The organism is Acidithrix sp. C25, assembly GCF_904848545.2.
On record NZ_CAJHCI020000006.1, the window covers coordinates 266,969 to 279,514 of the forward strand.

General features: G+C 48.1%; 9 protein-coding genes. 6 read left to right on the top strand and 3 right to left on the bottom strand.

The window, feature by feature from the left end; genetic code table 11:
- Nucleotides 1-952 precede the first annotated feature (952 nt).
- Nucleotides 953-2,560 carry a hypothetical protein gene (locus ACIDITHRIX25_RS70385; RefSeq protein ID WP_201732288.1) on the top strand — a complete coding sequence of 536 codons (1,608 nt, stop codon included), beginning with the start codon at nucleotides 953-955 and terminating at the stop codon, nucleotides 2,558-2,560.
- A 105-nt stretch (nucleotides 2,561-2,665) separates the two neighbouring features.
- Here ACIDITHRIX25_RS70385 and ACIDITHRIX25_RS70390 read toward each other — a convergent pair whose 3' ends face one another.
- From ACIDITHRIX25_RS70390 to ACIDITHRIX25_RS70400, 3 genes are all read right to left on the bottom strand, one after another.
- On the bottom strand, nucleotides 2,666-3,142 hold the full coding sequence (locus tag ACIDITHRIX25_RS70390) for an arsenate reductase ArsC (RefSeq protein ID WP_052603976.1): 477 nt from the start codon (nucleotides 3,140-3,142) through the stop codon (nucleotides 2,666-2,668).
- A gap of 404 nt (nucleotides 3,143-3,546) precedes the next feature.
- On the bottom strand, nucleotides 3,547-4,572 hold the full coding sequence (locus ACIDITHRIX25_RS70395) for an IS630 family transposase (protein WP_201732289.1): 1,026 nt from the start codon (nucleotides 4,570-4,572) through the stop codon (nucleotides 3,547-3,549).
- A 1,048-nt stretch (nucleotides 4,573-5,620) separates the two neighbouring features.
- Nucleotides 5,621-5,818, bottom strand: a complete 198-nt coding sequence (locus tag ACIDITHRIX25_RS70400) for a hypothetical protein (protein ID WP_201732290.1) — start codon at nucleotides 5,816-5,818, stop codon at nucleotides 5,621-5,623.
- A 1-nt stretch (nucleotide 5,819) separates the two neighbouring features.
- On the opposite strand from ACIDITHRIX25_RS70400, the gene ACIDITHRIX25_RS70405 reads away from it, so the two are divergent.
- The 5 genes from ACIDITHRIX25_RS70405 to ACIDITHRIX25_RS70425 all read left to right on the top strand — a co-directional run bounded on the left by ACIDITHRIX25_RS70405 (nucleotide 5,820) and on the right by ACIDITHRIX25_RS70425 (nucleotide 12,546).
- Nucleotides 5,820-7,241, top strand: coding sequence for an ABC transporter substrate-binding protein (locus ACIDITHRIX25_RS70405; RefSeq protein WP_201732291.1), 1,422 nt, complete (start codon nucleotides 5,820-5,822; stop codon nucleotides 7,239-7,241).
- Between the two features lie 118 nt (nucleotides 7,242-7,359).
- Nucleotides 7,360-8,280 carry a TIGR03620 family F420-dependent LLM class oxidoreductase gene (locus ACIDITHRIX25_RS70410; RefSeq protein WP_052606810.1) on the top strand — a complete coding sequence of 307 codons (921 nt, stop codon included), beginning with the start codon at nucleotides 7,360-7,362 and terminating at the stop codon, nucleotides 8,278-8,280.
- A 73-nt stretch (nucleotides 8,281-8,353) separates the two neighbouring features.
- The gene (locus ACIDITHRIX25_RS70415; protein WP_052606809.1) at nucleotides 8,354-9,586 is read left to right on the top strand and encodes a M24 family metallopeptidase; all 1,233 of its coding nucleotides are present in this window, start codon (nucleotides 8,354-8,356) and stop codon (nucleotides 9,584-9,586) included.
- An 87-nt stretch (nucleotides 9,587-9,673) separates the two neighbouring features.
- Entirely contained in the window at nucleotides 9,674-11,434 is a 1,761-nt protein-coding gene (locus ACIDITHRIX25_RS70420; protein WP_201732292.1) for a class I adenylate-forming enzyme family protein, read from the top strand.
- A 146-nt stretch (nucleotides 11,435-11,580) separates the two neighbouring features.
- Entirely contained in the window at nucleotides 11,581-12,546 is a 966-nt protein-coding gene (locus ACIDITHRIX25_RS70425) for an ABC transporter permease (RefSeq protein ID WP_152626141.1), read from the top strand.

The following is a 12,546-nucleotide window of genomic DNA, read 5'->3' on the forward strand; positions in this document are numbered from 1 at the left end:
CGCTAACTGCCACGGTATGGGCCACTGGTTACTTGACGAGGTGCAGCTCTTTTTTATTTATTGCCAGAGGATTCTTGCAAAGTAGTGTTTACAAGGTAGCATTTTAAGGGTGGGTTATATCGGATAAGAGCTGGCGCGCGGTAGTTGTAGCTCGTTAGATTTTTGGGATACCAAAAGTGATAAGTTACGAGAGCATTCCTGATAGGTCTAGTTCCTAAAATGCAGAGAATAAGGATTTAGACTCAGCTCCTAAGGCCAGGGGTTTGCAGATAAATGGGCCAATCAGACTAGTTCTGATTGGCCCATTTTCCGTTGATGGTTTTAGGCTGTCATATTTCCGATTGCGCTGGCTACTTTAGCTGAATTTTATTTGGTTGTAGGACGTCTTGTGGTTCTGTCGTCTTGTGGTTCTGTGGATTGGTGGGCGAGGCTTATCAACGGCCATTAGAAAATGCATAAATATTGCTGTTTGGAATGAATGGATATGGCCACATGTATGCATTTTGCGTGGCTGCTACCTTGCAGTTCTCGATGGCCATTGACATTGATTGGTTTAAAAGCTCCCCTAAGAAAGGGTTGATTGATCCATGTCTATGCTATGGGAACCATAACCAAATGGTGAGTGGGGCAATTCAACCTGACGTATTGGGGCCATAGTAATCTCGCGTTTTCAGCTTTTCGGAATCTACCAAAATGTCACACGGCGTCACATCTCTGACGGCCTTTTGTCCCTAGATAATTGATCAATGCTTCTAGGGAAAGCCCTTATTTCAACAGATGACGCTCCGGGCATTATCAATAGCTCGAAACAATCTATCTTCGGGTAACAGGTAAAAAATAGGAGGAGCGGCCCAGTGGGCGGCTCCTCCGCTTTTAGAAGGTGGCTAAATGCCTGCTTGCATAATAGCATAAGATTGTCCTTCCGTGCGATCAAATGAGTCCAATTAAGTGAGTGTACGATGATGCGACCAAGACCTTGGGCCGGCTTTTAGATTTTTTTGGTCACAACACCCCGTGGCCCCGTCGTCTATGGGGTATTGGCGTCGTCCTTGGATTGCGTGAGATAATCGAATATAACAAAGTCGCAAGGGAAGGGAATCTTTCTAATGATGGCCTAAAATATGCCATCGCTTCTATGATGAAGGAGATCGTTTTCGATAGGGTTATTCTCTCGTTCGTCAACGAAGTTAACAAAATTCTGGAGAACGTCCCCGCCAATGAAAAAACATCGATTTATTTATCCGAGCACGACGAAGCAAAATTAGAGCAACTGACTCAGCGCCTAGACGAACGATATTTCGACTGGTGGATTGAGTCTGCTGAAAAAGGCATGCTGCCGCCCGTTGAACGTACGGCAAGATCAATAGCGGCTTACCTTCTCGATAATGGTTTCAGTCCGGATCTATTGTATCGATGGCTTGACGGCTACATGCGGAACAACGAGGAGCCGAATCTCACGGAACTATTTATTCAGGCGAAAGACATGGTCAGCAAATCTCTCTCTAGGCCATACGAAGTTGTAGTACCGTGCGTCGCGCCCATCCAAATAAATAAGCTACCATCAGCTGTTAGTTGGATGAATCCCAGTGAGACAGCGGCGTTTATATCGGATCTAAGTCTCCAAGGGCCAAAGCCTCGCCAAAATGGTTCACTTGTACTTCGTGTGGTAGCACGTGACAACTGGGCAGCCATAGAAGCAGCCAACGATCTCGTGGTCCGCGTGGTAGCACGGATGCAGGTCGGTTTTCCAAAACGAGTATCGCTTGCTCCGGTGGGGAAAGCCTATATCAAAGGCACCTCAAAGGAATTCGAACTTCGTTCTCGTCGGCGGCAATTGGACATTCACGCCCTCGATCGGCAAAATGCCGTATTCAACGTTGATAGTGCCGACTTCCAACAGTTGGACGACGCCCTTGAGCTAGCTTCATACATGAAAACTGGCAGTATTGGAGCGGCTATTACAGGAGGGTGGGCAGCAATAGAAGGACCTCTTGTTTACCCGAAGGAGCCCAACCGAGTAGCTGCGGATCGGTTAGCTGCTATCGTCTCTTGTTCGGTGGGTCGCGCGGAACTGACCTCGATCGCGTTCGCACACTCAAACTATGGCAATGATCGGCTGGCTGATGAACTACGGAATTTGGACACCGAGGCCCCGAACTACGAACGCGTCAGATTGGTAGAAGGTCATATTCGAAAGTCAGGCACTATGACTCTCTCCGACCCAAGCAATCAAGCTGCCTTGGATCGGGTTGTAAAAATGATAAATTCTCCAGCAACCGAGATATCGCACATCAGACAATATGTCCAAGATACATTTCGTCGCCTCTACAATCAGCGCAATTTGGTCATGCATGGAGGCTCTTTCCGTTCCGTAGCACTTCCTGCTACGTTGAGGACAGCACCTCCACTCGTAGGTGCTGGTCTTGACCGTATTGTTCACGCCCAGTTGCGTCATGACCAGACTCTCTCTCCACTGTCATTGGCTGCACGAGCCGATAACGAACTTGCCCTTCTCGGTGAATCTGGATCCTCCTGGATTGTTGACTTGCTTGGACGCTAGCAGCTAGAACCTTTTTACAAGAATCTTTGGAACTACGACCCTTGTTTCTCGTTCCTTTCCAAATTGCCGGGCCGTGTCTACTGGACCTTCGATTTCATCATGCGTTTAATCGTCGATCCCGATGCGCTTTAGCCGTTCTATGAAGTTAGGATCTGAAAGTGAGTAATCTTTCGATAACAGTTCTATGAAACTTTCGATGCGCTGATTCATAAGCTCATATGCCGCCTCAAATGCCTCGTCGATCTCTTCCTCGGTGCCTTGAACGATAGAGGGGTCGTCAACTCCCCAATGGGCACGAAGTGCATTACCGAGATAGGCAGGACAACTTTCACCTGCCGCAGAGGAGCAAAGGGTAATTACTATTTGGGGAACCACCGGTAGATCATTCCATGATTTTGAATGAAGTCCTTTTACCGGTATTGCTTTTTTGATTAGAAGCTCGATTGCTCGTTGATTGACCGCTTTGTTGGGGTTACTTCCAGCACTGGACGCATGCCAGCCATTGCTAGCTTTGGAATTGAATATGGCTTCGCTGATGATCGATCTACAGGTGTTGCCGGTGCATATGAATAGTATCTCCACTTATGAGTCCTTTGGTCGGTACGAATATCAAGATGTCAAGTAGGTAAAATTGCTGCTGGTGATTATGACATGCTAGACACTTTGTTATGCAAATCGTATGGCCATAATTTACTAGTTTTGGGGATCAGTCGGGTTTGATTTTCCTTATCTTAGCGGGCTCTATTGTCGCGGATCATCGTGGATCATCGTGTTATGGGGTTGGTGTATTTTCAGAGTTCCAAAAAGTTGTCTAGGAGATTGTAAGCGTTGTCGACTCTTCTTGGATCGCCTAGTTTCTTGTGCAGGATAGATGGGGTTCCTTTTGATGGCCAGTATTTTTCGCTGTAGCTCTGTAGCTCTGTAGCTCTGTAGCTCTGTAGCTCTGTTTTGTTCAAGGTGCAATTGATTTTGGACGTTTATAGAGCTCACACTCTGACTTTCTCCTTGAAATCAAGCAAAGAGTATGGGAATGTCGTCGTGTTGAGATAGTCGACTAATTCCTTTGTGACTGGTTCAATCTTGGGAATGAAGCGATTGTGGGTTACAGCAGAGCGCCCTTGCTTCCAAACGTGTTCCTGGGGATTGAGTTGCGGAGAATACGGAGGGAAATGGACTGCTTCGATGTGATGCTCCCTAATTGCCTCTTGAGCGACGCTCCCTCTGTGCCATCCTGCCCCATCCCATATAAGCAGAATCTTCTCTCTTGGGTAGATCTTGCGGATCGCCAGCAGTATGGCCGCTGTTTCATGCATAGTCTGGCGCTCTGTTGCAAATGCATGCTCCTTGCCTGTCTTGAGGTTCAAAAACCCATAGATGCTCCGGTTCATTCTGGTTCCATTGGTCTCAATTACAGCTGGTGTGGTTCCTTTCGGTATCCACACTTTCTGAGTAGTTGTCGCCTGAGTGAGAACCATCTCGTCTTCACAGAGAATCACCGTATCTGGATCAGAGAATGCCTCTTTCAGACGTTCTTGCTGCTCGTCTTTCCATTCAGCTACCGCTTGTGGATCAGCCTTCTCGTACTGTTTGCCCGGCAGATGGAAGCTGAACTTACTTTCCCGAAACAGAACGTAATAGCTAGTCCTAGAGGCATAGAGAACACCGTATCTGCGCTTGAGTACTGTAGCCAGGATCCGTGTTGACCAAAACGGGGAACTGCTATAGCCGTGGTCGTTGGGAGTTGTAGTCGTGAGCATGATTGCCACTTCATCTCTTTGAGACTTTGAGAGAAGTACCGGAGCGTTGTTATGGCGCTTGTCCTTGAATGCCTCAGTGCCAACGCTGCGGAATGACCGTCGAATTCGCTGTACATGCTTGACAGAGAGGCCTGTCCTGTTGAGGGGACTCCCATCTTCAAGGGTGAGAACTGCCAGCGCCCGCTTATATTCGTCGATGTTTTCAGTCTTCGCCATGAATGCTTCAATAGTGGCGAGTTCCTCGGGTGTAAGCATGTCATGAGAAGATTAACACACTTTACAAGAAATTAAAAGGGCTCATTGGAGCATTTCAGAGTGTTATGCGAATAGATGGCTCTTTATTGCTTTATATATCGACTGAATGCTTCGCTGGTGTGTCGGCGAGAATTTAGAGGTGACACCCCTCGTTGTGGGGGTGAGTCTGTCGCTTGGTTTGTCGTAGAAGGTTTTTCAAGTGAACTCCCTACTTCTGAGCTGACTTAGAGCTTCACAAAGATTTGAGGGTGGCGACAGCAGTTGAAATTTGGTAGTAATAATTTGGTAGTAAAAGATACAAAATAGTTCCCAAGGGCTAGGTGGATCACAATATCATCACAGGCATTACAGCTCTCTTCATCGGCTTGGGGCTATCAAGTGTTCTGCTATCGTTTGGGTAGCCATCGCGCCATCAAGAGTTGGGAATGCCACGATTTTTCCTGGAATGTGGATCTGTCGACTTTATTTTAACTGTCCAGTTTTTCGTCGGCTTTTTTTGGTCCACCGGAGGTATCTTTGCTGAGTAGAAAGTGACATCGATAATTTGCCGGCTCTAGAGCTTTTCTGCCTAGGCGGCAACTCTACTTACCATTGTATTTCCGTTGAGCTACTTGTTCCTATCGGTAATCTTCGCCACACCTTTGCTTGGCTGACCCCAGGTTTAAAGAATGTCTGCTTTGAGCTTCACGATAACTTCGTCCATCTTGATTATGATTTGAAACCAACATTAGCAGCGGGTCGAACAATTGAGAGTATTCCATAGGGAGTTGAACGGCGCGCGTTCGTCGATAAATAATGTGACTAAATTCACAAAATGACTTGCAAGGGCTACCGATAGTTTGATATCCTTTATTCGGACGTCCTACTAAGTTCGTCTCTGCTACGAGGTATTAAAGATCAATAGCTTCGGGCTTACTATCTTTATTAGCTCGTAGGGGCTAAATGGGGAATGGCATTAAGCCAAAGCAGTTGCTTTATTCGGTAAAGGGTACCGTCCAAGCACTGGTTTATGTTCAAGTTTAAGCATTCAGTTATGGGGGAAATTACTTTATGTCAAACGATCGTCAAGGTATACTTGGTAGTGAAATATTGGAAATGGTGTAAGTCGACGTAACTTTCTTCGTGGTTTAGGTGGAGTTGCAGCCTTCGCCGCCGGCGGTTCCATTCTTGAGGCGTGTGGTACTACTACTGCTTCAGGCACTACTACAACTACAGCTCTAGCCTCTAAGCCTCGCCGTGGAGGCACCTTGCGCGTTGGCGCGACTGGCGGTGGCTCCGCAGATTCGTTAGATGCACAGAACGGATATACAACTATTGATGGAGCTAGAATCGGTCAGCTCTATCAAGCGCTGGTTTCCTACAATGCCAAGGGCGAGCTTGTTTATGAACTGGCTGAATCCATTACTCCTGATGCTACAGCGACTAATTGGACGGTTCGTCTAAGGCCAGGAATAACTTTTCACGATGGAAAGCCACTTACAGCCGACGACGTCATCTTCTCTATTCAACGCATTATGAACCCTAAGAGCCCGCTTCCGGGGGCTGCGTCGCTTGGACCGATCGATTTAGCAAACCTTAAAAAGGTAGATAATTTAACTGTCAAGATCCCCTACACTCAGCCATACGCAACTCTGCTTGATCAGATGTCCTACTATTACTTTCAATACATTGTTCCAGTAGGTTATGATCCGACTAAGCCAAATGGTACCGGACCTTACAAGTACAAGAGTTTTACTCCTGGACAACAAAGTACTTTTGTGCGCAATCCGAATTACTGGAAGGCTGGCCTTCCCTACTTGGATGAAGTAATAATTACAGACTTCGCCGACGAAGCCTCGATGTTGAATGCGCTTCAGGCTGGTGAACTCGATGCAATCGGCGGAATAGGTGCGCAGAGCTATAACAGCCTAAAGTCGAATACTGGAGTGTCTACTCTTTCGAGTAAATCCGGAGCCTTCCAGCCTTTTACAATGCGTGTCGATCAGAAGCCATTTTCGGACGTGCGTGTTCGTCAGGCGTTCCGTCTAGCAGTTAACCGTCCTGAGTTGATCAATAGCTCCCTGGGTGGTTATGGTTTTGTTGGAGCGGATGTCTCGTCTCCATTCGATCCTTATTATGATCATTCGCTCACTCGCCAACAGGATATTCCACAAGCGAAGCATCTTCTGAAGGCGGCTGGCTACCCGGAACTAGCTGTCACTCTAGTTACTTCACCGATAGCGCTCGCGACCGTTCAGATGGCAGAGGTTTTTGCACAACAGGCCTCAGCCGCTGGCATTAAAGTGAAACTAAACGATGTTAATTCGACGACTTTCTTCGGTCCGAACTATCTGTCTTGGACATTTTCTCAGGACTATTATGCCTATACACCTTATCTTGCTCAGGTTGCAGCATCCCTTGCAAAGAACTCACCCTTTAACGAGACACATTGGACCAACGCTCATTATAACTCCCTTTACCAGCAGGCAAATGCTGAAGTGAATACTCAGAAGAGGAAGGCGATCGCTCAGGAGATGATGCTGATCGATTTTAACGAAGGCGGGTATATTATCCCTTGCTTCACAGACGTCAACGACGCTTTCAACGCTAAGCTCGCTGGCTTCCAAACTTCGGTCCTTGGGATTCCACTTAATAATTTTGACTTCGAGCAGATATATTGGGCAAAGTAGCGCTTAATCTCGCTGTATTTTATTGAGCATAAGCTTCGAAGACCATCCAGTGGGTCTGCGTCAATTTGACGCAGACCCACTGGATGGGGAATAAATGTTATGAAAAGGGTAGGAAATCATGGTTGATGAAGTAATGAAGCTTCCCAAGATAGGACTATGGACGGCGGCGCTTGATTACGTGCCGACTAGTCAGGCTCAGACTTATGCAGCTGAGCTGGAAGAACTCGGTTATGGATCGATTTGGCTTCCAGAAGTAGCTGGTCGTGAGGTGTTTGTTCACTTAGCGCTCCTTCTCTCGCAGACTAAACACTTGGTAGGTGCTACGGGAATAGCTAATATATGGGCTCGTGACGCCGTCTCGATGACCGCATCGACCAAGAGCTTGACTGAGGCGTTTCCGGAACGCGTCGTTGTGGGACTGGGTGTGAGCCACCGTACTTTAGTGGAAGATCTTCGGGGTCATTCATACGAGACTCCTTTGGTTGCTATGAGCAAATATTTAGATGCAATGAAGGCAGCACCCTTTACTGCGTCGCGTCCGACAACTCCGTCAAGAGTTGTTTTAGCAGCACTTGGTCCTAAAATGATTGCTCTTGCGGCTGAGAAGACCGATGGTATTTTGACCTATTTTGTGCCACCAGAGCACACCGCTGAAGCTAAGTCGGTGATGGGGAATAGAGGTACACTCTGCGTGGAACAGGCGGTACTACTAGAGAGTGATCCCATTCGTGCGCGCGAAATTGGCAGAGCACATACAGCTATTTACATAGGCCTTCCCAACTATCAGAACAATTTCAAGCGAATGGGCTTTGGCGCTGATGACTTTGAAAATGGAGGTAGCGATCGTTTGGTTGATACTGTAGTTGCTTGGGGAAGTGAAGAACAGATCATGGACCGAGTAAAAGCTCACTTCGATGCCGGTGCTGATCATGTCTGTGTTCAGATGCTCGCGCCAGGTCGCAGGGACGTGCCCCATGAAGCTTGGAGGGCACTGGCACCAAGTTTGATGGACCTTGCTTCATCTGTAGCCAAGGGCTAATGCTGCATTTAGTGTCGTTGATTAGTGAGGTTTTTTATCCAGTGAGCTGGATGTATTTTGAAGGGAAGCAAATTTGAAAGAGTCGAAAGTCGCACTAGATCGTTCGGTTTTGGGCCAAGTCGCTACACAGCAGTTTCTTGGAGTTGATTTGGAACGAATGCGCTACCAAAGATATGAAAGACTCCAATCCGAAATGGTCAAGCGTGATATTGGCGCATTGGTATTGACAGATTTAGTTAATGTTCGTTACGCTACGGGAATGGCTGTCTCGCCATTGTGGAACGCATCGCACCTATCGAGCTACGTATTGATTCCTGTAACAGGAGAACCGGTTGTTTATGGATATCCGCAGGCACTTTACCGTGGCAATGTTTTTTGGAAAGACGTGCGGCCGGCGAGGCATTGGCAGTACAGATTTTCAGGTAGATCCGCGGAAGAAGTGGCTTCAGAGGCCGTTGAGGATCTTTTGTCAACCTTGCGAGAAAGAGGGTTGCATGGCGAAAGAGTCGGAGTCGATCGACTCGATGCCTATGGTTTTTTTGCGCTGACTTCTGCTGGGGTGAAGATATGCGACGCCGACGAAGTGACACAGGCTTCAAGAAAGATCAAGACGTGGGACGAGATTGAACTTTTGAAGCAATCAGTAGCGGTAGGTGAGGCATCTCTTTATCAGCTTGAGCAAGCCATTCGTCCTGGAATCTCCGAGAATGAACTACTCGCCGTCATGTGGGCGGAGATGTTGCGATTAGGCGGCGAGTATTCTTCCACGCGCTTAGTGGCGTCAGGAAGTCGGACAAATCCGTGGTTCCAAGAGGCCTCTAGTAAATTGGTGCGACCTGGCGACCTAGTGGCCGTCGATACAGACATGATTGGTCCCGAGGGTTATGCCTGTGATATATCTCGAACGTTCCTGTGTGGAAGTCGTCCGACTGCCGATCAGAAGGAAGCCTATCGTGTTGCGGTTGACTTTATCTCCGGAGTTGCAGCGGCTCTTCGCCCAGGATTGGGTTATAGAGAACTCCTAAGAGGTGTTCAGTTGCCGCCCGAACCATATCGACAACAGGCTTATTCTGCGGTTGTTCACAGCCTTGGCATGGAAGATGAGAGTCCATATGTTGGCCTCGCAGATCTCAATGGTGACGGACCTGACGAAGAGTTTGAACCTAATATGGTTCTTTGCGTAGAGTGCTATGCGGGCGTCCCGGGAAGACAAGATGGGGTAAAGCTGGAAGACGAATACCTGATCACATCCGATGGAGCCGTGCGGATCTCTCAGTATCCCTTACATGATCTTCTCGATGTTTGATATGTTCCCCCAGGAGCGTCGGCTCAGCTGCTTAGTTAATTTGCTAGCTGAGCCCATGACGCACTTTGTAGACATAGGGCGATAGATATGGAGAAAGGCCAGCCAGCATTGCATATTCAATACTCCGAGATTGAAACTCGTTTAACGAAGCCAGGAAGCTGCTTTGAAGTAATGGTTGAGGATATCGACGGTCAGCCTATGAGAAGTTGGAAGTACGCGCAACCATCTTTGCGATCCGTACTTGAGTCAACCCAGGCCTACGGAGATCGGACCTTTCTCGAGTTAGATGGCCTTCAGATGTCGTATGATTCCCACTTAGTTGCGGCTACGGCTTTTGGATGCTCACTCTTTGAGGACTTCGATATTGGTATCGGAGACAGGGTTGCTATCGCCATGCGGAATTGTCCCGAATGGAGCGTGGCCTTCTTTGGAGCCGCTGCAGTTGGTGCAGTGATCGTGTCGCTGAATGCATGGTGGACTGGAGAAGAGCTGCTTTATGGAATAGCTGATGCCGGAGTAAAGGTGCTGGTAGTCGATAGGGAGCGTTGGAATCGACTGATGCCAGAGATCGATCGCTTGAGAACCATCGGTGTTGAGCGTATTTTTTTGGTCGATCCAGACGCCCAGTCCGAGGTAGACCAATCTGATATAGAGATATTGGCGGACTTCAACGTCTTCCTAGAGCGGCCAGATCAGGATTCGCACAGCCAGCCGCTATCGCTTCCCGCAATTGATCTATCGTCTCAAGATCTCGCGACTATCTTTTACACCTCCGGTACTACTAGTCGTCCTAAAGGTGTGCTTGGAACGCATGGAAATATCTGCTCTAACATGATGACCAGGCAGTTCGCTCGAGCAGTTCGTCGTGAGGCGCTTTCAGGTGCAAGTGAAACTGGTGTGGATGTGGACGGAGACGTCTATCTTTTGACCGCACCGCTCTTTCATGCAATGGGATGTCACTCTGCATTGCTGGGAACGATTGCTTGCGGAGGAACGCTCTTGCTGATGCACAAATGGGATGCAGATAAAGCCTTGACCTTAATAGAATCGCGCCATGTGACCACTTTCGGCGGAGCGCCTACGATGATACGCCAAATTATAGATGCGCTTGAAAATAGGCAGGCGGATCTAGGGAGCTTACGTGAACTTCTCGTTGGAGGCGCGCCTTTGTCTCGGGCACTCGTATCACATACTAAAGATGCACTGCCTGACGTTGTCTTAGAGAACGGGTATGGTATGACCGAGGCGTCTTCGACTATCTCGTTTATCTCGGGCTCTGATTGCGAGAACAACCCAGAAAGTGTTGGTCCTCCGATACCAGTTTGTGATGTGAAAGTTATTGGACCCGATGGATCTGATTTGCCATGGGGCGAATCAGGAGAATTGTGTATTCGCGGACCAGGAGTTGCATTGGGCTATTGGCGTGAACCGAAGGCGACCGAAGCTGTATTCGGTGGTGGATGGTTGCGAACAGGTGATATTGCCGTTATCGATAAGAATGGCCGAATCAACTTGATAGATCGTGTCAAAGACGTGATTATTCGAGGTGGAGAGAATATTTCATCGGTGGAGGTCGAGGGAAGGCTTCTCGAGCACCCCTCGGTCTTGGACGCCGCCGTCATCGCTGTTCCGGATCTGGTATTAGGTGAGCGAGTGGGTGCTATCGTCGTACTTCGCCAGTCAATGGACGCAACTGGGGACGAATTGAGTCAGTTTCTTTCAGAACGTATGGCGAGGTTTAAGGTTCCGGACCGCTATTGGTTCCGCGAAGGTGAACTCCCGAGGGGGCAATCGGGAAAGATTCTAAAGCGCTCACTTCGAGATGAACTTGGCCTAGACGGTCTCTAGGTGCCTAACGGGGTCCAAGGTCAAGATAAAGTTCGAATGATTGCTTGAAATAGCTCGAAAAGTTAGAAATAAGGGGGTTGACTTTGGCTTTAGTTGAGGAAATAGATAATAAACAAGATCGAGTGTCCGTAAAGGCGACTTCTTGGATGAGCGATCATCCTATGGTGGCTCTACTTCTGAGACGAGGTGGAATTGGAATAGTTACCTTGGTGATTGTCTCGATAATTGTATTTGCGGCTACAGAGGTACTTCCGGGTAACGCTGCATATGCAGTTTTGGGACATACTGCGACACCGGCAAGGCTGCACGCCATGGAAGTTCAACTTCATCTGAATCGAAGTTTAGTTGCTCAATATTGGTCCTGGTTTTCTGGGATGCTTACTGGTCACCTCGGGACGTCTTTAGCAAATGGTCAAGGCGTCTGGCAACAAGTCGAACCTCGCCTAATCAACTCTGGAGTCCTAGTATTGCTTTCGGGAATCATCGGAGTCTTCCTCGGAATGCTCCTTGGTGCCATTGCTGCGCTACGGCGAGACGGTTGGTTCGATCATGTGTCATCTGTAATCCTGTTGGGTATAACTTCGCTTCCCGAATTCGTAGTCGCAATCGCGATGATCATCCTCTTTGCTACTGTGGTTACCCACCTCTTTCCCGCGGTGTCCATAATCCCACCTGGTACATATGCATGGAGTGCCCCGAAACTCCTCGTGCTTCCGGTTCTGACGCTTGTGATAGTAATAATTCCTTATATCATGCGAATGACAAGGGGAGCCATGGTCGAAGCTCTAGAGTCTGAATACGTCCAGTTGGCACGTCTAGAAGGTATCAAGAGTTGGAAGATAGTGATAGTTCACGCTCTCCCAAACGCGATCGCTCCGACCATACAGGTAATTGGGTTAACGGTTCTATATCTAGCTGGAGGAATCGTCATAGTAGAGGATATCTTCAATTTTCCCGGCGTTGGACAAGGTCTCGTAAGCGCCGTGGCGAATCGTGATATTCCTGTGATTCAGTTCATGGTCTTCATCCTTGCTGCATTATACGTAATTGTAAACATATTGACGGATGTAGTTGCTCTGCTCGCAACGCCTAGACGCAGGTTGGTGCACTGA